Source organism: Nostoc sp. FACHB-152, assembly GCF_014697475.1.
Classification (GTDB): Bacteria; Cyanobacteriota; Cyanobacteriia; order Cyanobacteriales; family Nostocaceae; genus Nostoc_B.
Map to the genome: position 1 here is coordinate 1 of NZ_JACJRV010000080.1, position 23573 is coordinate 23573.

Genomic DNA, 23573 nt, shown 5'->3' on the forward strand with positions numbered 1-23573 from the left:
TTAACGTGAGTTCGATGAACCTCTCCCCAACCCCTCTCCGACGCGGAGAGGGGCATAAATCTTCCTAGTTTTGAACGAAAAAACAAGTTTTGAAAGCCTCTCTCCTTGCAGGGGAGAGGTTTGGAGAGGGGTTTTTAGCATCCGTCGAACTCACGTTAATTTATACACCTGTGCCAAGAAAAACCTGATTCTAGTAGCTAGATTTGAAATCTATCACCTCTCACCTAAATTAGAAGCTTTCACACGCAGAACATCAAATTTCACCAGATACATCAGGGTAGAAACTAGTTGTGTAGGGGAAATATTTGGAAATTGGTTGAGAATTGTTGTAATGGAGACTGTACCGTTTTGAGCGATCGCAGCTAACACTGCATCTATAGTTAAAGTTGTGTTTCTTCTTTCTGCACCATAATTAGTCATCCAGTTTTGCCGGATTTGTTGCAAACGTTCTGGTGTACTCATAGTCCCAAGTCCTAGTACTAAGTCCTGGCTAGATGTTGTACTTGAGTAATGGGCAAACACTCTAAAAGGATCGTCACATAAAGGTGCTGGTGGGCTACCAGGCTGAAGCGGTACAGATATCGGTGCAGTAGCTCTAATTTCTGCTAGTTCTTGCCATAAATTTTCATAAGCGGCGATGACAACCCGCCAATCGTAAATTTCCTTGGCGCGTTGTCGTCCATTCTCGCCTAGATGCTTTCTCAGTTCAGAATTAGTAATTAACTCTATGAGTCCTCTTGCAGCCGCATCAATATCAACCACTATTGCCATTGATGAATAGGCAATATAACTGCTGTAATTCAAGTTATTACTGAGATATCCAGAGGCTAAATCCAGTCCTGACCCTGGCTGAGGCATAATTGTAGGAATTCTCAAGCCATCAATTTCATGACGCACAGATTCTTGATAACCATCCCAATCTGAGACAATTACAGGTAAACCAGCAGCCATCGCCTCAATTGGTGTCAGCCCAAAAGTTTCTTGAACATTATCCGCTAAAGAAATAAAAATATCTGCCGCAGACCAAATTCCGGTACGGATTTCTGGTTTGCGTCCATCGACAAAAATACAATTAACAGAAGGGCAGAATATCTGAGAGCCTTGAATAAAACTAGCTTTCTCTCTATCATCTTCAAACCAACCAGCCAGCACAAAATGAATTTTAGCTTGAGTTGCTTGTGCGGCTTTTTCTAAAGCTAAATACATCGGTACAGGATGCGCCTTCGCATAGAAGCACAATCTGCCTACAAATAGCACGACAATATCATCTTGGGGAATGCCCAAGGCTTGACGTATGCTGCGCCTGATATTTTGAGTATGATCACCGTGATTAAATGTATCGCAATCAACACCCAAAGGAATAATTGGCAGTTGAATATCAATCTGAGGTTTACCACCTGTGCGTTGCGCTAAATATTCCGCCCAGGTATTGAGAAGACGTTCAACAGCATTCTTAACTGCAACAGATGTGCAGATGACAGCATCCCAAGGCTGAAGCGGCGCAATCAATAAATCACCAATCCCATCCATAACTCCCATACTTGCAATAGTATGAGTCACACCGCAGATACTATATCCCCGTTGATTATCAAATCTTCTAGTCCAAGCAAGTTGAGATAGTCTAGGATCGGGGTGATAAATTATCCCGGCTTGTGCAAGGATTTGATGATTGTTGCTAGGTAGCCAGGTAACTTTACGAGGACGTGTCATCCAAGGTTTAATGCGATCGCAAAATTCAGCAAATTCTCCTTTGCTAGATGTATAACAATAGAATGAATCAGCTTTTCCATACTGTACTAAAGCCTTGAGAAAACCTTCACCCGCAGCTTGACGACCAAGGAGCCTTGTCCCTGATGTATCGTAACCATCCTTTTTATAATAAATTGCGGCAGTCTGATTCATATAAAAGCTTTAATGTAAATTATGATTAGCTCTACTTTATTTAAGTTATTTCTACATTGTCAATTTAGAAACATAAATGAATCAACAAAAAGAAGCCCAACGAATTCAAATTCAGTTAGATTTATCACCAGAGTTATATGCAACTATAAACAATCTGGCACAACAAATTAATGGAGATAATGCTGAGGTACTATTAAAAGCGATCGCCCTCTTAGAATTAGCCATAGAAGCCAAGCAGCAGGACAAACATCTCTGGATTGTGGACAATCAGCAAAACCTTGAAACTGAAATTGTAGGCTTTTAACAACATGACACAGATAATAGATTTATCCCAAATAAGTGCTAATAAAGGTAAAAATGCACTAATTATTTCACCAGTAAATAAACAATCCCAAGAAGATGCAGAACTTGAACGCAAACTGCGGGAACTTCAGTTTAAACAAGAACTGAGAAAAAACTGGATTTTATTTATAGTTAGAGATGTAGTAATTTTTTCTATAACTATCTTTTTTGTTTTTGCGCTTAGTGGTTATTCTTTATTTATGCATATATATAGATAAAATGTTTTTTAGACAGATGTTGCTCGATTCATAGGGTGATTGGGACGGGCAGAATGATTATTGATTACGTTGAGCAAATCCTAATAAAGTGAAATAAATTAGTCCAAATGTATATGAAAAATCTTGCACCAAGCATTTTTAGGCAGAGACTGCTCATTGAAGGTTTTTACACTATTGATTTAGACAAGCAGATATTGGAAAAATATCTTCTCAATCTGGCAGCACATCTAAATCTTCGCACTTATGGTGAGCCTATTGTTTTTGTGCCGGCTTCAGGTATGGGTAAGGAAGAAAACTCTGGATATGATGCCTTTGTACCTCTGATTGATTCTGGTATTTCAGCATATATTTGGAGTAATGCCAAATTTTTCTCGATAGTAATTTATACGTGTAAAGGGTTTGATCAGCAAGAAGCTATTGAATTTACAAGTAAATATTTTGCTGTGTCTGATGAGATAGCCAGTGCTTCATTCTAAATTATGTAGATTACACTGCCTATTATTAGTATTGAACCACTTTTTAACACTTAAGTAAGAAAACCAATGAAGTGCGCTCTGTCTTATACCATTTGTGGCTGAATATATGTAAGAATTCAGCACCCAAGAGTCAGAAGTCAGAATTGAAGGAATTTAACCTGATTTATATATTTACTCATTAAATATTATTCAAATTCTTGAACTATTCTGACTCCTGAATTATTAGCAAGATATTATTTATTATTGGGTTTCAACGGTAGTATAGATAAAACTTGATAACCATCTCCTTGGCGCATACATTGACCGTCAGCTTCCAGAGGACAAGCAGTTTGGGCTAGTGTTGGACGAGTCCCTGCAATATACTCTGCTGTAATTTCAACTTGTTGATTGTGAAGCGATCGCAATTTATCCCGCGATACTTGCACAGATGGGCGCAAAACTAACCGACTTTGGTTGGGATTGTTGGTGATCAGAAAAAATTCCTCTCCGCGATAAGCCCTTACTGACATGACAGGAGGAATTTGTTCATAAATTAATTTTCCACGCCAAGTAGATTTTTTTGATTGTTGCCACAACCCCAAATGCTGATTTTTAGCATTAGCTTCGGCAATCAAATATTGGGTTTTATTTTCGTAACAATCTTGGATTGTTTCTCTGTCTACGACAGCATTACCTGACTCTACCAACAGCAGATTTACTGAGCGATTATTTAAGTACACTTCACCAACTGTGCGATCGCTTGCTAGTTGTTCTGTACTTCTAATCACCACAGGACTTGCCGATGGTAGCATCTGTTTGAGGCCGTTTGTTGCCTTTGGTACATTAATACAGGCTAGCTTGACTGTAATAGTTTTTCCTGCATCATCTTTAACTCGAATTGTCTGTCCGTCTACAATTCCAATTACTGTACCAAGCACTAAAAGTAATTCAAGTAAATTCATGTATTTGTGTAAATGACAAAGTTAGGTTGCGATCGCTATTCTTTAAATATTAGTATCTATATATCAATTCCTAGTTTGCATAAGAGATTTTGCCATTAATAAACATCTATTTAATATTAAAGATATGCCACCATCACTGTATACTTTCTTTAACTTATTAGATACTAGAGAAAGTATTTCCATCCCATTCAGATTAACATTAAGTTCTGCTGTGTTTTGTGAAGGATTATCCCACAGCCAAGATGCACCATTTTGATTTAATAAATGATAAATCTCTGCACCATAATCTTGATATGACTGAGGATGTAAAGCAGCAATTACCTCATAAAGATAAAGCAGTTGTTCTCGGTTACTCTTTTGCAAACGCGAATCAGAACGAATGCGATAGAAATAGTGTAATTCAGGAATTACAACTCCTAGCCAGCCTTTCTCGCACATATTTAGCCAGCATTCGTAATCTTCTAAATTTTCTGCCAATAGAGATTTCATACCGCCAGCAGCCAAGTAAGCAGCTTTTCTCACTACAGTACAAACGCCAAGAGTGTTGTGACACAGCAAATAAGGAAATTCCGTATTCCAAGCGACCCAAACTTTTTCGGAAGCACCAAATTCTTTAATCCAAGAAGCAACAAAACCCACATTTTGGTATTGTCTTAAAACTTTTGCTGCTTGTATATAAAAATTTGGAGAAACTTGATCATCAGCATCTAAAAAAGCTATATATTCACCAGATGCTATCTCTGCCATTTTATTTCTTGCTGTGGAAACACCCATGTTTTCAGAGTGAATAATTTTTAGATTCTTATATGTTTGCTCAAGAACTTCTAATGTTTCGATGCTGGTTTTATCGGTGCTACCATCATTGAAAATAATTACTTCTAAATCAGAATAACTTGAGGCAAAGACAGAGTGAAGCGTTTCTGATATATACTTGCCAGCATTATAAAAGGGAATGCACACAGATATTCTATCTTTGATACCTAAATCTGTAGTTTCAACTAAAGATGTGGGATAAGCAACTTTACCGTGAGGTGGATAGTTTAAAGAAGGAAAAATACTTTTATCTTGATGGTTTGCAATAACACTCTTTAAATGTGCTACACGTTTTGCTAACACATTTTCAGGAGCGGTAATATTTAAAATTAAAGTCCGAGCTTTTTGCCCAATTTCTAAAATTTCTGTTGTGGAATAACTAAGAATTTGGTTTAACTTTTGAGCAAAGTCATCATGTTTATGCCAATCAAAAATTACACCTGCTGTCATGTCTGCTGTTTGTAGCATTTCTACATGACCAACACCAGATGAGGCTAAAATTGCTTTACCTAAAAGCATAGATTCTAGGCAGGAATTAGGAAAATTTTCCCATATAGAGGGAAGGACTACGCACCAAGCTTTCTTGACTCGTTCGTATAATTGAGTTTGAGGTAAAGGCGGAGAAATTGTCAGCCTACCTGAATTAATATACTTACTATATTTTTCTGTTAAATAACCTTTCATAGAACAGCCTTGGAGATGATACCAAGTATCGCCACCAATAGCTGTAAGATTAAAATCCATGCCTGCATTCCATAACTGTCTACAAGCTTCTAACAATGGGATAATACCTTTTCTAACTTCCAATCTGCCGAAGTAAACTATATCTTTTGGTGTGGGTGAGGATAATTGAAATTGTTCTTGATTTAAAAGTTTCTGGGTTGCTGGTAAAGGAATAATTTCAATGTCTAAATCAGGATTTAAAGTCGTTTTTACTTGCTGGGCAATGTAGTGAGTGGGAGCAAAAACTCCATCAGCAGCGAGAATGCAAAACTTTTCCATCCTACCTACCCAGTAATCAGATAAGTGATAACTAGGCATTTTGTCAGCCGGATAAAGCAGATATTGAGGACTATGCAAGTTGAGAACTATCGGTACTCCTTGTAGTTCTGGACAGCCTAATAATTTTTTTTGTAATAAAAAATAAGCAATTCCGCTATAGTCTTCGCTTTCAATAATATCTGGTTGACCATGAGTGCGAATATAATTAATTACTTCTTGGGCTAACTGATAGCTGACAGCACCCCAATAACCCATGACATTATAAGGAAATGCCGGATGGTTTTCTGAACGTAGATGAGCTTTTGTAGAATTTAATAAATAATTATCTTTTGGAACTATTTTAATAAATTTTAGGTTGTTTTTTTGTTCAATTCCTGGTTGTGGGCTACGAGCAAAAACAGTGATTTCATGTCCAGCATCCGCAAACATGGCTGCCGTGTTGCCGACATAGGTAGCGATTCCGCCAGGAACAGGAGGGCATTCACTGGCAACCAAAAATATTTTCATATTTTATTAAATAACAAAGTTTAATTCTTTTATAGAGTTAATAGAAATTACTAATTTTGGTAATTGATTTGCCCTTTCTAAGCAATTCAAAATTTTATCAACGCTCTCATCAATAGTTTCTTTGGCAGTGTAACAGGTGATTGAAGGGTTGAGCGGTTCTTCGTATGGATCATCAATTCCAGTAAAGGACTTAATTTGTCCATTGCGGGCTTTTTCATACAAACCCTTGACATCCCTAGCTTCGCAAACTTCTATAGGTGCATTGACATATATCTCAACAAAATTACTCGTAGAGTAACGCAACTCTTCTCTGACAGCACGGTAGGGACTGATGAGAGATACTATAACTATTACTCCGTTACGGCTGAGTAAGTTTGCTACATAACCGACGCGTCTGACATTGGTATTGCGGTCTTCTTTAGTGAAACTCAATCCTTGAGAAAGATTTTGACGAATCGCATCTCCATCTAATAATTCAACTAAGTACCCTTGTTCGCGGAGGATATTCTCTAATCGTTGTGCAATTGTCGTCTTACCTGCACCGCTAAGTCCTGTTAGCCATAAGATTGGGCCATTTTGTTTCATATATTCAGATTTCCTCTTCTTGAGTTAAATTTAGCGATCGCTTTAGCTTAATCCATAATTTTCTTAACTGCCAGAATTTTGATGACTCCATAGCTTGTTTTTTCCAAGCTAATTCGTGTCTTTCTTGTGCGAGTTGATGTGTTTGTTTCTCCAGTTGATGCTTTTGGCTCTCTAGGTGACACTTTTCTTGCCATAAATGACTTAAAGTTTGTTCTTGATCAAGATATTCTAAAGCAAGAATTAGCATTTCTTCAGCCAATTCAAGATTGATGAGTGGTTTAGTTCTGGTTTTACATGATGCGATCGCCTCAGTAAATAAGCTATCTATCCGCTCCACCATCTTATCTAAAGAAAAGTGTTCAACAACTCGCTGCCGTGCATAGTAACCAATTTTTGAGCGCAGTTCACTATCTTGAATTAAAGGAATTAAAACTTTTAAATATGCCTCAATTTCGCTATCTTTATCGTCTATTTTTGGAATTAAAAAACCAGTTCCAGGTATAATCAGTTCGGCTTGTCCTCCCACATCGGAAGCCACCACTGGCAACTGCATCGACATTGCTTCGTAAATCGCTAGCGAAATACCTTCATAAGCCGAGGGTAGTAATAAAATGTCGGCAGCAGAATAGATGCCAAGCATTTCTTCGTTATTAATTGCTGGCAATATATGAAAGTATGAGTTTAACCCAAGCTGACTAATTTTTGTTTGCATTTCGGGTAATAAATACCCACTGCCGACAACAATTGTTGTAATGTTAAGAGAGCGATTAGCTAGTTCTTTTATAATCTCAACTAACAGCAGAGGACGTTTTTGTTCGACTAACCTTGCAGGAAATAAAATTACAATTGACTCATCAGAAATTTTTAGGTTAGAGCGCACTTCATAGCGCAGCTTTTTATCATGTACCCATTTATTATGATCAATGTTAGTGTAACTAACTTGCAATTTCTTATCAGTTTGCGAATTCAAACATCGATAATATTCACCTAGATGATGACTAGATACAATTTGCAAGTCCAGAAATTGGCTAAATTTGCATGAAAGACGCGGATAGCCACAACCCCGCCACCCAGGATCTACAGTATGAGTAAAGTCAACAAAAGCGACATCAGGAAATTCATGACGCAGTAAGGGTAAAAAGTAGTAAGCAATATAAGAATTTGAGATAAAAACAATATCGATTTGTCGTGATTTAATAATATATTTAGTAAATGCTAACCAGTCACTATCTTTTAAAAAATTAGGCAGATGAAATATATCTGCTGTGATTTCATAAAAATGTTTCTGCCAAGGATGTTCTGATTGTAATGTTGTAATAATAGTCAGTTCGTATCCATGACTAGCTAGTAGAGTCACTAAGTCGATATTAAATTTGTCAGCACCACCAACTTCTAAGTGCGGAAAAAAGAAAAGTATATGCCTGTTAGAGCAATCTCTTTCAAGAATGTTAACAACTTCTATGTTTTTAGAAGAGATAGCAGCAGGAAAGTCATGTTTCTCGATAACAATATCGCTAATATTATTTTGATTAAAATGCTCTTGATAACGAGAACGAATTAACTCTGTAACTCGTTTTTCTTCAGTAATATTGGCTCTAGAAGTTGTTAATAAACCAGAATCAAGGCGACGATAACAATCGAGATATTCCGGTATTGTCCAACCTTTTTGACCGTTAGCGATCGCTTTGAGCCATCGTTCCCAATCTTCGTAGAATCTCAGGCTTTCATCAAATCCACCAAGACAATCGAAGTCTGCTTTGCGATAAAGTAATCTACCTGTAACCCAATTTTGTTCAATAAATTGAGATGGTTTTGTGAAACCATGAGTCCACCAATATTCTTGCGCTTGAAAGCCAACAGAATAAGAATTGACGAATGAAAATTCTGGATGTGTTTCTAGAAAGAGAACACATTTTTCAATATAAGTAGGATCTAACAGATCATCTAAATCTACAAAGAATAAATACTTACCCTTAGCATGAGCGATCGCGGTATTTCTTCCAGCTGCAATTCCTCTATTGGTTTGGTGATCAAGTGTTTTAATTTTTGCAGATTTAGCTGGTAAAGAATCAAAAAGAGCGATCGCTTCTGGTTGTGTTGAACAATCATCAACAATTATCCATTCAAAATTTTGCCAAGTTTGATTGATTACAGACTCATAAGTGGCTACAAAATATTCATCCACATTAAAAAATGAAGAAATAATCGAAACAACTGGCGGATCTGGAAAAATTGGAGTATAAAAGTTTTGTTTACCTCTTTGTAACTCCCTAGTAAATTCACTGACAGTAGAGAAAGGTATAACTGTAGACATGAAATATACAAGCTTATAAAATATAGCCAAATTAATGATAACTGCTTGATACTTGATACTACACTAATACTCTTTCAGCCACTTATTTTAACATTTGTATACAAATTCTAAAGAAATTATAAAGTATGATTAAGCACTGGCTATTCAGAAATCTTTATCAGTATCGGCGTTACATTTTTTATAACGCTTGGTATGAAATGCGCTACCGCTATGCGGGTACAGGTATAGGTATTTTATGGAATCTGATTCATCCTCTATGTGAAATTCTTATTTACACAGTAGTATTTTCGTTACTACTTTCTCGTGGTGTACGGGGAAGTTCTTATGCTTTATATCTCATGTCAGGACTATTACCTTGGCGGACATTTGCAGAAACTATCGCTCAAGGTAGCAATGCTTTTATCCAAAATTCTATTTATTTGAGGCGTTTAGCAATTCCTTCTGAGGTTTTTGTAGCAAAAGCCAGTTTAACTTCTTTATTTTTGCTCTTGGTTTACTTAGCTTTAGTGCTTCCAATTGCCGTTGTATTAAATGGAAACTTAGGTTTAGGAATTTTTTTGCTACCAGTATTAGGATTGCTTTTACAAGGATTGGGTTTTGGTATGGGGCTAATTTTAGCTAACTTACAAACTCTCTTCCCCGATGTTAAGCAAATTCTACAATTTGTCATTCCCTTGTGGAGCTGGACAATACCTATTTTCTATCCCGAAACTGTTATTCCCAAAAATATTTTACCTTGGCTTTATCTCAATCCACCTTATGCCTTTATTGAGTCAGTTCGTCATCTAATTTTAGAAAATAAAATCCCCGAAATTCATGTTTGGTTAATTATGACAGCTTGGGTAAGTTTATTTATGTGGTTAAGCAATTTTATGAACTATTTGCTTCAAGATGAAATTAGAGATGTCATATGAGTAGCGATATTATTTTGCAGGTAGATAATTTAAGTAAATGTTTTAAAATTTATTCTAATCCTTGGCATCGTGCTAAAGAGTGGTTAAATTACGGAAATAGCATTTATCATCAAGAATTTTGGTCGCTGAAAAATGTATCTTTTACAGTTAAAAAAGGTGAATTTCTAGGTATTATTGGAGAAAATGGTGCAGGTAAAAGCACTTTATTAAAGATTATTACTGGGGTACTAAAACCAACCTCAGGGAGTTATCAATTAAATGGTAAAGTTCTCTCGCTTTTGGAATTGGGAACAGACTTTAATCCTGAATTGAGTGGTCGAGGAAATGCAATTTATAGTGCTGAATTGTTAGGTTTTCCTAAAGGTTACGTACAAGAAAGGCTAGACGATATTGCTGAATTCTCTGAACTAGGAGAGTTTTTTGACCGACCGATGAAGTTGTATTCATCGGGAATGAAGGCAAGGTTAGCTTTTTCTTTATTTGCATTTTTAGAATCTGATGTCCTGATTTTAGATGAAGTTTTAGCCGTTGGTGATATTTTCTTTCAACAAAAATGCTATGCACGCCTTGAAGAATTGATAGCCAAGCAGATTACGATTATTTTAGTGACGCATCAGTTAGGAGCAGTACAACAATATTGTAATGAAGTGATTTTGCTCCATCATGGAGAAAAAGTATTTCAAGGCGAAGCGCAGAAAGGAATTATTAGGTTTCATCAACTAAAGACAGGTATAAAACATAATTGGTCTTCATCTGTGCTTCAAGACAAAGTAGAAGTACCTTTAAAAGTGTCGGATGATTTTTTCTGGCCTGCTGATAAAGTGTTGATTCCTCTTCCTTTAACCGAAGCGAAATATGCTCAATTAATCCGTTACGCTATTTGTAATAGTAAGGGCGAGAGTTGTGCCAATTTTACACAAGGAGAACAAGCTTATTTATGTTGCGAGTTTCAAATAAAGCAAACTATTGGTGTACCAATTGCTGCCATTATGATTACCAATAAGTTCAATGTGATGATTCATAGTAAGGTGACTTGCCTCCAAAAGGTTGGTGTTCCTAATCAAGTTAATCAAGGTGATTTTGTACGTTTTTGTCACAATATTACTCTCAGTATTGCTCCTGGTGAATACGTTCTCGGTTTTGCTTTGGTCACAATGAACCCTGATGATTATGCTTGCATAGATGAACTTCCACAAACAGAATTTAACAGTCGCCATCAGATTTGTGATGTTTATGAACAGGTAGGTGTTTTTTATGTCGCCCCCTCTTACAGATTTAATCATCACTCCCATTTTGGCTTATGTAATTTGCCAGGAAATGGACAAATTCAAATTACTGTAAGTTCATCGTCATAATAAGATAGATGATTGATATTTAAGTTATAAAAATTATATTTATGAATATATTAATTTCTCAAACTAACTCTAAAACCTGGGAAGTTAGCTTTAAACAGATAATAAAAGATAAATTGCCCGCAGAAGTTACACGCATAGCATTACTTGTTACAACTGAATACGAAGGCATTTTTAGAAATGGAGGAATTGGTACTTACTATCGTACTCTTAGTGAGAAATTAGCAGCCGAGGACTTTTATGTTGTGCTATTGCTTTGCCAAAGTCAAGAGAAGTTTGGCGGCGAGTCCACTATTCATGCACTAAAACATATCTTTTCGACCAGTGAATGTCAGGATGTAATAGAATTACAACCGACTCACTTGGCAATATTATCTCAGTTCAAAAATTGGGAATGGATAGATTACGATAACTACTGTGCGCTATTTTTTGCTCAGGCGATCGCCACTACATTTCCTAATGCCTATATTTACATTGAATTTCCCGAAATGCTGGGATTGGGATACCGCACTGTTCAAGCCAAGCGAACAGGTATATTAGGAGAAAATTGTGTGGTAGCTGTAACTTTGCATAGTGGACAGGAGTGGCTGCAAGAAGCTCATGCAAGGTACACACAGGCTTATCCTGATTGGTATTGGCAAACTAGCCATTATGAGCAATATTCTTTTGAACAGGCAGATTTCGCATTTTTTCTCTCGCATTTTCTCAAAGAAAAAGTGACAAAGTATGGTTGGGAAACATCTCATGCAAAACATTTACCTTATTGTTTTTCAGTGATTGAAGAACCGTTAAAAACAATTACGCTCAGAAATGATTTGCAACAACTGGTTGATGAAGATAAAATTCCTCTGGTCTTCTTTGGACGATTAGAAGAGAGAAAAGGGCTTTTTACTTTTTTAAAAGCTATTGAATTATTAGACAGTAAGCTGCTGAAAAAAGTTCACATCATATTTCTGGGCAAGAATATTGAACTTCAGGTAGAAGGTTTAGAAGGGTTAGATAGCCAGCAATATCTTCAACAAAAGTTAGGCTCTAAATATTCTTACAGTGTTGTGACTGATTTGTTCAGTCAAGAAGCAATTCAGTTGGTGAGTTTGTTGCGTAGTGCGATTGTTTGTCTGACCAGTAGCCAAGAGAACTTTCCCAACACAGCCTTAGAAATGGGACAGTTAAGAGTCAGTTTAATCGTTTCCGATACAGGTGGATTTCGAGAAACTCTCAGTCTCATTGAACGCACTAGTGGTGTGCGCTGGTTCTTACCGCAGGATGTGCGATCGCTTCTACAAGCTATGATTCAAGCTATCTCAGCCCATCCACAGCAAGTTGATATACCTACGAGAGAGTTTCTCTGTTCTGTAAATCAATGCCTGCTGAATCAAAGATTAGAATACATGAACAAAGCATGACACGCATTATTATGACCAGTTGAATTTTATACCCAAGTAATTTTCTAAACGCTGATTATGCGGTTGAAAAAAATCAGTTAATTTTTGACGTAAATCATCGTTGACCTTCGGATACGAACTAGAATTATACTTGGGGTAATTTTCTAACGAAAAATTAGGAATTTCTAAAAAGTCAAAAACTTGTTTCATAGTTTGCTCAGTTTTATTATTCAAGGATTCATCACTCAAAATTAAAAACTGTTCTTTTGAAAAAGTAGCCATCCATTTTTCTAGAAAGTAGGTGTATAAACCAAACCAGAGATATCCTTGTTCAGTTTGCCAGTACTTACTACTGATTTCGCTAATATTTTTTATATCTTTGACATTTCTAAGAATTTCTATTTCAGAGTTTATTGCTTCTTCTAAAGAGCGTTTTTCTGTTACGTTAAAATGCATATAATAATGGGAAATTGCTCTATTAATAGGATTTCTTAACACAACAATTAGTTTAATATTGGGCAATAGCTGAAATACTTTTTCTTCTGCCCCATCGGTACCAAGATACCAAGGAGTTGCTTCGCCAGTTAAAAAATCTCCTGTCGTAGGAAGAGGAGGAAATTGAGACAAATACCAATCAAAACCAAGTTTAAAGTTGGAATTAAAAAAATGTAACTCTTTTTTTATAGGTGGTATAATTTGTGGATGTTGACACATATAAAAGTAAAGAGAAGTTGTCCCACCTTTACCCACTCCAATAATTAAAAAATTAATTTTGTAGCTTTTATTTAAATTTTTAGACTTAGTATTATAATTTTTATCAAGGCTAGTTATTTTACTACTGGCAGTTTTATAGTTGGCGATCGCCTCATCTAATTTGCCTTGTTTAGTTAGCATATCTCCTAATATAACATATGCTAATAAATTATTTAAACGCTTTTCTATAGCTTGTTTGTATAAATTAGTTATTCTTTCTAATAGGTCAGGACTAGGTGCAATATAATAGTTAATAATAGATTCTAACTCAGTATAAGGCCAACCTAATATCGGTGTAATTTCAAGAGCTTTAATATAGGCAAAAATTGCTTTATCTAATTGCTTATTTTCTTTAAATGTATGTCCTAGTGTAACCGCATCTCTCCACGTTTTTGCATCAGTAATATTTTTAACTTTATCTAAAGATAAAAGTGTCTTTCCAAAAGCGTGATAAAATGTCGTTATATTTGATTCTCTTTGAAGAATTTTTTGGAAAATATAAGCTTCCTCGCCTTCAAAACCTAGAATTTGCAGCAACTTAGCTAAAATTTTGGGTGATAAGGCTAAATTAGGTTCAATATGGAGAGCCAATTGGCAGAACTCAAGAGCTTTCTCTAGTTCTCCTTGCTCGTAATAAAGTTCTGCTAATTTATTGTAAATTTCGAGGTTATTCGGCTTTATATTTAGGGCTTTTCGATAATGATCAATTAAAGCTTCTTGGTATTTCATATTAGAGTTTTGTTATATTCAAAAAATTCTTGGTTGCAGTTGCAAAGCGCGATGGTAACACAGACTCGCTTCGTTCATGTGACCTCGTTCAGCTAAAATATCGCCTAAGTGTTTGTGCGACCAAGAGTAATCTGGATTTAGATTAATCGCATATTTGTAGGCATTTATCGCCTCATCCCATTTCTGAGCCTTTTCTAACGCCTTTCCTAATGCCAAATGAATATCAATGTTATCCGGTTGAGATTGAAGTGCGGTTTCATAAGTGGCGATCGCCTCTGCAAAGCGGTTTTGTCTAACTAATGCATTACCTATCTGTAAAATAATTTGTTCATCATCTGGCTTAATTGCCAATGCCTGATGGTAGAGTTGAATATCGTCGGGGTTGCATACAATGCAATAGCGATAATATCCGATTAAACCTTCTGTCCCCTGAGTTTGTAAGAGATAAGACTTAAATTGTGCTAATTCAGTTTGTGTGGTTTGTAGTTCAGACTGCGTGTATTCCAGTTTAGTTGCTGCTTCTTTCGCTTGAGTTTGTAACTGGTCGATTTGTTTTTGAGCTTGTTCCTGTAAGTTTTGCAAGCTTTTGCGATACTGATCTATTTCTGTTTTCGCTTGCAAAGCTTCACGTTGCTGTGCCTCAAGTTGCTGAGTTTTGAGAGCAAGTTGTTGTTGTAAATTCTTAAGTTTTACTTCTAATTGCTTCTTCTCCTGTGTTTTTTCAATTCCTAAGTTGCTGTGACTGAATAAAACTTGAAAAAGATTAACAATTTCCATCACTCGGATTTTGATGGATGGATAAAAAAGTATTAATGTCAAGCTAAAAAATATTATAAAAACGGGATTGTGAGTAGCCAGCAAAATTGCTAAAACAAGAGGGAACCAGACTTCGTATAAGTCATGAGGAATAATATTTTTTCCCTCTGGTGGAGATGGGTCGAGCGATGTTTGAGTAACGTTTAGTTTAATCAGAGTGATTAGCGCGTAAACTATAAAAAATACCTGGAGCAAAGGGGAAAATCTAGATAAAAATACAGCTAAACTAGAGAAGAATATAATTTCACATGGAAAAACTAAGCGATTAATATAGCTACGGACTAACTCAGGCTGAAGTTGAGTGGCGAAGGTGGAAATTCCTGCGTTTAAATCATTATCTCTGTCCCAAAGTTGATGCAGAAGAATACCTCTCACCCCTGCAAAAAATGCCCATATAGCAGCAACAACAGAAAAAGTTATAGCGTTTGTTTGTGGTGATGCACTGAGGTGTAAAAAAGTGGTAGCTACAAATAGAGTCGGAATCAAGTGTACTCCAGCTGCATCACTGAGAATTCCCCAAATTCCTCTTTCCTTCAGACGTAATGGTGGAACAGAGTAGAGGGTTGGTAGTAAATAGTTGATAGCCAGCAAGATTATTGCCAACATACCGAATTTCATCAATATGGGTACTGCAAAACCTGTGGCTATAAATAAAAGGCAAAATAGAAAGCGTTGCCAGGGCTGAAATTGAGCCATAGCATTGCTTTTAGCTGCTTTACGATCTACTTCGATATCAAATATGTCATTGATAAGATATCCATAAGCACCAACAGAAAATATAGATAGTAGGCAGGTTAATACAGTTGTTATTGATTTTAGAGGTGGGATTTTAATCAAGAAAATTTCAGCATAAGCTATAGCAGTTAGAGGTGCTATTTTATAAAGCCACCATTCACTGGCTCGTATGATCTTAAAAAATGATGATAAAAGTTCTATTTTTAAATGTTTTTCTTCAACCTTTTTTGATTTAGGTGTCAACTTTTGCTTTTTATTTCGAGCAACTACTGCTTTTCTTATTCCACCTTTAAATAAGGGATATTCAATAATCTCTACTAACTCAAAATGTTTTTTAAATAGAGCAAGCAGATATTCTACTTGTGGAGCAAACATATTTAGATGCTGTTTTCCGGCTTCTTCATCAATCCAACTCCAAATTACTCCTTCAAACTGAACGTTACCACCATTACCGCCTACGTTTGGACAAATATATGGCATTTTTAGCTCACCAGTTCCTAGCCCTTCAGGAATACAAATTGGCAAAAAACAGACACCCTGCTCAGATGTCCAATCTGCTAAATTTTCAACTACTGTTTCTAACTCTGATAACGACTCTACATAACAGTAAGCCCACCACATACAGGACACTAGATCCCATTTTCCTTCCCACTGCGGACGTTTATCTCTATAGTCACCTTGAACAAATAAGGCATTTGGGTTTGCTTGCTTGGCAACGTTGAGCATTCCAGGTGAAATATCTAGTCCTGCTCTTTCTATATTAGGAAAGCGACTTAGAAAGTACCCCGTACCACAGGCAACATCTAACCACTTTGCACTTTCGCCAAATTCACCTAAAAGTTTACGAATAGTTTCTTGTTCAAAATTAGCATTTTCTTTAGAAAAATCGTTGAGAAGAAACTTATGATTATATTCTTGAGCGTAGTTTGCATCGTAAACTTCGAGTACGTTATTTTTACCCATAGTTATATTCCAAATAGCGGTATTGTAGCTACAATTTTCCTATAGTTCGTTATCTGAATTGCTCAAAGCTAAATAGCAACCTTTCATATTAACTCAACGTTAAATCGCTGCTACTCACCCAAACTCTTTCTTCAACATTATGCAATTTTATGCCAGCTGCCCAACCGTGATAAACTCCTAAAATAGACTCATAAATGTATTGCAATAACAAATCAAAAGGTAAATCATGAGTCAACTTAAGACGTAAAATTCTTAATAAACAACGATAGATAAGTAATAATGTGAGCCGGATAATAAACACTGGTAAAGGTAGGGTTTTACAACCGTGTTTTAGGGCGAAATAGGTAGTATTTTTAGCTAAAGAGTACCAGCAAGTCAGGTGTCGGCGATCGCGGCGATTATGGCTTGGCTGCACATAATGTTCTACAGGCTCATCTATGTAATGAATTGTATATCCACTGTCTTGCAACCGCAGACAAACGTCAGTCTCTTCTAAAAAATATTCAAAAAACTCGTCAAAGTAGCCAATTTTCACTAATGCTTCTCGTTTATACGAAGCATTGGCCCCCATAATCGCTGGAAACCAATGAGGATTGGAGATATAGCTATCTGTCTCAGCTTTAGCCAAAACTGGCCGAGATTCGCTCAAACGGCTATTGACCCCTCTAGCGAACTGTAAAGAAAAATTTTGTTGAGTTTTATCTACAACCGCTCCACCTACGCAACCACAACTGACACCATATTTTTGGTAAATCTGTAAATGTAAATCTATCCAATTGTCTGGAGGAATAACATCGTCATCAAGATAAAAAATAATGTCTCCTGTAGCAGCTTTTAAACCTAAATTCCTAGCCACACTTACATTTCTATGATCAGTTAAAATAATCTTATTGATAATGTCTTGATATTCCAATAAAACTAAGTCTGTACTATCTTGTGACGGGCCAACAACGACAATTAGCTCTTGAAAAGAATCTCGCCAACGTGAAACAGCACTCATCACTTTTGGCAGAAATTTAGACCTGTCTAGAGTACAAATAATCACAGATGTAGAAAGATATAGCATTAGAGGATGTTGTAAATGTAGGGTGGTATTCTAAGAAGTTCATAGGATTTATGCTGAGATTTTTAGATAACAGCAACTGGTGAGAGGATGACTAAACTTTTGCTGGTTTAATAAGCCAGCGTGCTACAAAGTTTCAACGACAGCCCGCTCAAATAGAGCAACTGCGTTGTTTAAAATAATGAAGGACTACCTAAGAACTTCCAATTAGCTTGATATAGGTTGCCCAAATTCGTATGCTGTTCTAACAGGTAGCAGAATTTTATTTTTAACTTGCTCTAAATTCCAGAAAATTTCTTCCCAAAAATTTAATTCATAAATTAGAGCGATCGCTTAAATTCACAACACAGATTTGTCAAAGAATGCAGTAGTTTTGCCTCTGATCATGTATGCTCTGACATATTTGAAATACTGTTTGGGCTGACTAATAACCGAAATTATCCCCAGATTTCCAGCTACTTGTCGCTATTTTCGCTTTTATTTACAACTTAATGTACTTTTGTTAAGCAGAGTCACAAAATATATCATCAAGAGAGTAAATACTTTTGGCTACATCTGCCAAACATAAATAAATGTAAAGAATACTTCTGAAATCTAGGCAGTATGGAGTGAAATATACTGTCAAACATTTGCTATGTTATTGCCAGTTTGAAACTGAATATAACCAATCTAGGCAAATCTCAGTAATTACACTAAAAATTAACATTTTTAAACTACAAATCAACAACAGTAATTATTCTTGTTAAATCCAACACATTGTTAATGCTAGTAATTGAAAATTTGTTCTAAAATCTATAGAAAACTAAAAAAATGGAAATTATTGCAAACGTAGAAATCAACTTTAAGTCTCAGTTTTTAGAGAAATTTAACCCATCACTTCAAAAAGTAGCTATTCTTGTTACAAATGAGTTTGAAGGCTTTTCTCAAAATGGCGGCATAGGCACTTACTATACAACCTTAAGTCAAAAACTAAAATCTAATGGCTGGTTTATAATTTTACTGCTTGGTCAAACTGAAGCCCAGTTTCAAGGAGAAGCAAGCTTTTCTAATGTAGATTGTGTCTTCTCTACTCACGAACTAGAACAGGTTTTAAATCTCCAATCAATTCATCGTCAAATCTTATCTCCGGCGCAGCAAGATGCACTTAGCAAAAGCTTTGATTACCAAAGTTTCTGTGGATTATTTTTCACTCAAGCTGTGGTTAATAGCTTTCATGATGCAGTAGTCTATGTAGAATTTCCTGATATTTGGGGGTTCGGCTACCGCACAATTCAAGCCAAAAAAACAGGTTTATTAGGAAATAGTTGTCTTGTTGGCGTTACAGTTCATGGTTGCTTTGAATGGCTGCGTGAGGTTAATAGTAAATACACTGTGGAGCAACCCCAGTGGTTTTGGCAAGCGTACCACTATGAGCAGTTTTCTTATGAAAATGCAGACATTGCTTACTTTCCGTCTTACTTTCTCAAGTCAAAACTAGAAGACTATGGCTGGGAAACATCCCAAGCGAAACATCTACCATACTTTATCCCAACTATAGATCAGCAGCGTAAAAGTAATGAGTCCATACAACTAAGTAATCTTAATTCAGAGAAAATACCTATTGTATTTTTCAGTCGCCTAGAAGAAAGAAAAGGACTTTGTACTTTTGTAGAAGCTATAAAATTACTCAATCGGACTATAGCTGATCAAATCCAAATTATTTTTCTAGGTAAAATAATTTCTCTCCAATCTTCTGAGTTAAAACATCTAGATAGTCGGCAATATATTGCCCAAGAATTTGATAGCGACATCACATACAACTTAATACCAAATTTCTCCAGTCAAGACGCAATTAAATTTATCTCTAACTTAAATAATCCTATTGTTTGCCTCACAAGCTTACAAGAAAACTTTCCCAATACGGGATTAGAAATAGGACAATTAAGCGTCAGTTTAGTAGTTTCAGATACAGGCGGGTTTCGAGAAACTTTAAGTTTAGTTGAGCGTTCTGATGGTATTAGATGGTTTCATCCAGGAAACTCCTATTCCCTAGCCCAAACTATAACTCAGGCAATCAATGCGTATCCTGAAACTCCATTAATTACCCAACCTCAAGTTTTAGAACAAGTCAATCAATGTCTGCTGAATCAAAGATTAGAATATATGAGTGAAGCTTTTATAGATTCTGCCCCAAAAGAACCTCAAACTCCTAAAGTTACAATTGCTATTGTCTGCTGGCAGCCGGTAAAGACAATATTAGAATGCTTAGAAAATTTGGTTGCTCAAACTTATAAAAATTTTGATGTCATTATTGGTTATCTAGACTCAAATGATGAGTATTTACAACAAATAATTACTCAAGCTCAAACTAACTTTCCTAGCTATAAATATCTCAGTCTAGATCCAACTGGGAGTTTAGGAGAAAGTTATAACCACTTAGTCGGATTAGCAGATGGAGAGTATGTTTTACAGTTAGCTGTGGAACATATTGTTTTACCAGATATGGTAGAAAAGTTAGTGACTGCTGCAATTAATTCTGAAGCAGATGTTGTAGTATCTCCGCAGGTGAAACTACAAGAAGATGGCAAACCAGAAGCGATGCCTGCGGCGGTAAACTGCGCTTTTATTGATGGGTCTTTGCTCAAGTTGCTACAATTTAACCACAACCAAGATATATCTGCGTTATTTTCAGTCAAATTGCTGCAAGAATTTCCCTACTTGTCAGAAAGGGGATTGTTGGCTCTCAACTGGCATATCTTAGCAGCAGCGATCGCCACTGGTAAAAAAATTGCTTACTACCCTTATCCTCTTTATGTCACTAAAAATGCTGCATCAAAAATTGATATCGCCAAAGAACGTTATTATCTGCGGCAATACCTGTACCAAATAGAGCCAGCAAAGTGGAATCAACGCCAACTGAATTTGCTTCTGACAGGTGTCGAGCAACTTCTACAACAGCAACAAAATAGCCAACATTTATCTCCTCAATCTCAAGCTTGGATGCTAACTGCACAGAGTCTTCGAGACGAACTCACACAAACTCAAGCTACTCTCAAAAATGTGCAAGCCTGGAATCAGCAACTACAAGCAGGTAAAGACTGGCTAGAAGCACAATGGCAAATTTGGATGCTGCGATCGCAAAAAGCCGAGTTGGAGTGGGAACGTTGGCAATCTTTCAGCACAATGATGGCAGAAAGTAAGTTTTGGCAACTCCGCAGTGTTTGGTTAAAATTCAAAAAACTCATTGGGACGCAACAGCCTGATCAGCTTCAGTTAGTTAATCAAGTCAACTATGACGCTCGCATCCGAGATTTTGTGAGTCTGATTGCTAGTCAAAAAGTGCGGTTTTTCCAGCCGGAAACCCATGAAGAGCCTGTAGTTTCAATTATTTCGGTATTTTTTAACGACTCAGAGTATTTTGAAACTACTTACAGAAGTGTAATTAATCAAACTTGGCAAAATTTTGAATGGATTATTGTCAATGACGGCTCGACTAATTCTGATGCTGTAGCGTTTATTGAATCATTGCCTCAAAGAAGCAACAAAATTAAAGTTATTTCTCATCCTATTCAACAAGGTGACGCAGCCGGACGCAACAGTGCGATCGCAAAAGCAAGAGGTCAATATTTATTATTTATCAACTTGGTTGATATTCTTGACCCCACATATATCGAAAAATGTGTTTTATTCTTAGAAACTCATCCTGAATTTGCCTTCGTTAACTCTTACTCTGCTATCTTTCAAGCACAAGAATCCTGGCGCAATCATAGTTTTAGCCAAGCTGCGAACTTATTCCAGCAACATCAGCCTATGGGAGAAATACTATATCGCAAAGCCGACTTTGAGCAATTAGGAAGATTTGATGCAGACTTTAAAATGTATGCAGATTGGGAACGATGGCTAAAAGCACTTGCCAATCAACAAAAAGGATGGACAATTCCAGAATATCTAGAATGCGATCGCAGCATTAACTATATTGAGCAAAATTCTGAGGAAGTCAAGCGAGTACAAGAGGCAATTAAGTCACGCTACTCTGGAATTTTAAGCCACACCTCAACTAACAACATATCTCTTAACCAGCAACCCGTTAACTCGCACCAACTAAAATATCAAATATCAGTCCAAAACTCTCTAAATCGCTCTAATTCCCAGAAAAGTTTGCTGTTTTTCCTGCCTTCCCTCTCCAACAGCAATGTAGATAAATTTCATCTTGACTTATTAACACTGCTGCAACAAGAAGGATATGAAATAGCGATCGCTACACCCTCAAAATCAGAGCATCCATATGATGATTTTTATCGTCTCACACCAGATATATTTCATCTACCTAACTTTTTAGATAAAGTTTATTGGTTGGCGTTTGTCCGCTATATTATCCAATCTCGTCAAATCGATGCTGTTGTCATTTCTCACACAGACATAGCCTATTACTTTCTTCCTCTACTTCGTCAAGAATTTCCTCAAGTTGCTTTTATTGATTGCACTTACGTTGGGGAATCAAATACTCAAGATGATCATCACACTACAGTCTCTAAGCAATTTAGTCAGTACCTTGACTATCAAGCCCTATTCTCTCCAAAGATGACTACAGTTAAACATGATATTAGTGATTCAACTAACTCTAAGTTGAGAATTTGCACAAGTAATGTTGAAATCATCGATATCATTACCGCAGCTATCGAAGTGCCTCAAACGCCAAACCAATTAGAAATTGACACTGAATTAGCAACTTTAACTTTATCACTTGCACTCAAGTAGAACAATTCTTGCAGAAAATTCCTTTAAGTTACGTAGTGTATTTATAGCAGTCTTAAATCATTCGTGAACAACAAGATACCCGACTTATTTAAGAAGTCGGGTATCTGAACCTCCCAATTTTCACAAATCAAATAGCATTGCTAGTGGGGAAGTCCCCACAATGTCGTCTTCCCTACCCCCTACACCCTTCTTCTTGACTCAACTCTGAGTTTTGCTAACTTCTAAAGCTTGATTCGTTACTTCAATCACTTGCTTTGCGGCTTTTTCCTTGCGCTCACTGTAGCGATCTGTAAGGTAGTCCACCTTATCTCGAAGTAACAAGGTGAACTTATAAAGTTCTTCCATGACATCGACAACGCGATCGCGGTAGGGCGAATCCTTCATAGTCCCATCTTCATGAAACTCTTGATATGCTTTAGCCACCGAGGATTGATTAGGGATGGTAAACATCCGCATCCAACGCCCCAGAATTCTCAGAGTGTTGACAGCATTGAAAGACTGAGAGCCACCACTAACTTGCATGACAGCCAAAGTTCTACCTTGCGTTGGGCGAACGGCTCCTATATTTAAAGGAATCCAATCAATTTGATTTTTCATAATCCCAGAAATTTGACCATGCAATTCCGGGCTAGACCAAACTTGACCTTCTGACCATAAGCTTAATTCGCGTAGTTCCTGTACTTTTGGATGAGTGTCAGGTACACTGCCGTAAATTGGTAGTTCTCGCGGATCGAAAAACTTCACCTCTGCCCCGAATTCTTCAATGATGCGTGCTGCTTCCTCAGCCAAGAGGCGGCTATAAGAACGCTCACGCAAAGAGCCATACAAAAACAAAATTCTGGGAGGATGATCAAATGCTGTCATACAGATGTCAAGATACAAATTAATAGCTAGGACAAATTAATACTTTCTCAAAAGTTAAGAACAGGCACAGTTTTTCGTGCTGACTTCCACAGGTTTGATTTCTCGCACCTGTGAGTCACCTAACTTGATAAATTTCCCAAGGTGCGCCATCTGGATCATGTA

General features: G+C 36.6%; 16 protein-coding genes. 7 read left to right on the forward strand and 9 right to left on the reverse strand.

Translation table 11 applies throughout. The features are described 5' to 3' along the window. Positions 1-213 precede the first annotated feature (213 nt). A complete protein-coding gene (locus tag H6G76_RS30285; protein WP_190709263.1) occupies positions 214-1902 on the reverse strand; it encodes a glycosyltransferase family 4 protein in 1689 nt (562 codons plus the stop codon). A gap of 76 nt (positions 1903-1978) precedes the next feature. Here H6G76_RS30285 and H6G76_RS30290 point away from each other — a divergent pair, with 76 nt between their 5' ends. The 3 genes from H6G76_RS30290 to H6G76_RS30300 all read left to right on the forward strand — a co-directional run bounded on the left by H6G76_RS30290 (position 1979) and on the right by H6G76_RS30300 (position 2938). Further along, positions 1979-2206 carry a DNA-binding protein gene (locus H6G76_RS30290; RefSeq protein WP_190709265.1) on the forward strand — a complete coding sequence of 76 codons (228 nt, stop codon included), beginning with the start codon at positions 1979-1981 and terminating at the stop codon, positions 2204-2206. Between the two features lie 4 nt (positions 2207-2210). Next, positions 2211-2462, forward strand: a complete 252-nt coding sequence (locus H6G76_RS30295) for a hypothetical protein (protein WP_190709267.1) — start codon at positions 2211-2213, stop codon at positions 2460-2462. A gap of 113 nt (positions 2463-2575) precedes the next feature. Further along, a complete protein-coding gene (locus H6G76_RS30300) occupies positions 2576-2938 on the forward strand; it encodes an S-adenosylmethionine decarboxylase (protein ID WP_190709269.1) in 363 nt (120 codons plus the stop codon). Positions 2939-3171: 233 nt separating this feature from the next. On the opposite strand, the gene H6G76_RS30305 is transcribed toward H6G76_RS30300, so the two are convergent. From H6G76_RS30305 to H6G76_RS30320, 4 genes are all read right to left on the reverse strand, one after another. Beyond that, complete coding sequence (locus H6G76_RS30305; RefSeq protein WP_190709270.1) at positions 3172-3879, reverse strand: thermonuclease family protein; 708 nt, start codon at positions 3877-3879, stop codon at positions 3172-3174. A 63-nt stretch (positions 3880-3942) separates the two neighbouring features. Continuing rightward, entirely contained in the window at positions 3943-6201 is a 2259-nt protein-coding gene (locus H6G76_RS30310) for a glycosyltransferase (protein WP_190709271.1), read from the reverse strand. Positions 6202-6207: 6 nt separating this feature from the next. Next, positions 6208-6786, reverse strand: coding sequence for an adenylyl-sulfate kinase (gene cysC, locus H6G76_RS30315; protein ID WP_190709272.1), 579 nt, complete (start codon positions 6784-6786; stop codon positions 6208-6210). 4 nt (positions 6787-6790) lie between these two features. Then, positions 6791-9100 (reverse strand): glycosyltransferase, encoded by a 2310-nt coding sequence (locus tag H6G76_RS30320; RefSeq protein ID WP_190709273.1) that lies wholly within the window; start codon positions 9098-9100, stop codon positions 6791-6793. Between the two features lie 125 nt (positions 9101-9225). Here H6G76_RS30320 and H6G76_RS30325 point away from each other — a divergent pair, with 125 nt between their 5' ends. Genes H6G76_RS30325 through H6G76_RS30335 form a run of 3 tightly spaced genes read left to right on the forward strand, consistent with a single transcriptional unit; the run spans position 9226 to position 12772 of the window. Beyond that, the gene (locus H6G76_RS30325; RefSeq protein WP_190709274.1) at positions 9226-10014 is read left to right on the forward strand and encodes an ABC transporter permease; all 789 of its coding nucleotides are present in this window, start codon (positions 9226-9228) and stop codon (positions 10012-10014) included. Next, on the forward strand, positions 10011-11369 hold the full coding sequence (locus H6G76_RS30330) for an ABC transporter ATP-binding protein (RefSeq protein WP_190709276.1): 1359 nt from the start codon (positions 10011-10013) through the stop codon (positions 11367-11369). The genes H6G76_RS30325 and H6G76_RS30330 overlap by 4 nt, the downstream gene beginning before the upstream one ends. A 41-nt stretch (positions 11370-11410) precedes the next feature. After that, entirely contained in the window at positions 11411-12772 is a 1362-nt protein-coding gene (locus H6G76_RS30335; RefSeq protein WP_242056582.1) for a glycosyltransferase family 4 protein, read from the forward strand. Positions 12773-12781: 9 nt separating this feature from the next. Here H6G76_RS30335 and H6G76_RS30340 read toward each other — a convergent pair whose 3' ends face one another. From H6G76_RS30340 to H6G76_RS30350, 3 genes are all read right to left on the reverse strand, one after another. Beyond that, positions 12782-14233, reverse strand: a complete 1452-nt coding sequence (locus H6G76_RS30340) for a tetratricopeptide repeat protein (RefSeq protein ID WP_190709278.1) — start codon at positions 14231-14233, stop codon at positions 12782-12784. A gap of 18 nt (positions 14234-14251) precedes the next feature. Then, on the reverse strand, positions 14252-16747 hold the full coding sequence (locus tag H6G76_RS30345; RefSeq protein WP_190709280.1) for a tetratricopeptide repeat protein: 2496 nt from the start codon (positions 16745-16747) through the stop codon (positions 14252-14254). 88 nt (positions 16748-16835) lie between these two features. Continuing rightward, entirely contained in the window at positions 16836-17813 is a 978-nt protein-coding gene (locus H6G76_RS30350) for a glycosyltransferase family 2 protein (protein WP_190709282.1), read from the reverse strand. 807 nt (positions 17814-18620) lie between these two features. On the opposite strand from H6G76_RS30350, the gene H6G76_RS30355 reads away from it, so the two are divergent. Next, positions 18621-22547, forward strand: coding sequence for a glycosyltransferase (locus H6G76_RS30355; RefSeq protein WP_190709284.1), 3927 nt, complete (start codon positions 18621-18623; stop codon positions 22545-22547). 198 nt (positions 22548-22745) lie between these two features. Here H6G76_RS30355 and arsH read toward each other — a convergent pair whose 3' ends face one another. Then, positions 22746-23411, reverse strand: coding sequence for an arsenical resistance protein ArsH (gene arsH / locus H6G76_RS30360; RefSeq protein ID WP_190709286.1), 666 nt, complete (start codon positions 23409-23411; stop codon positions 22746-22748). Between the last annotated feature and the right edge of the window lie 162 nt (positions 23412-23573).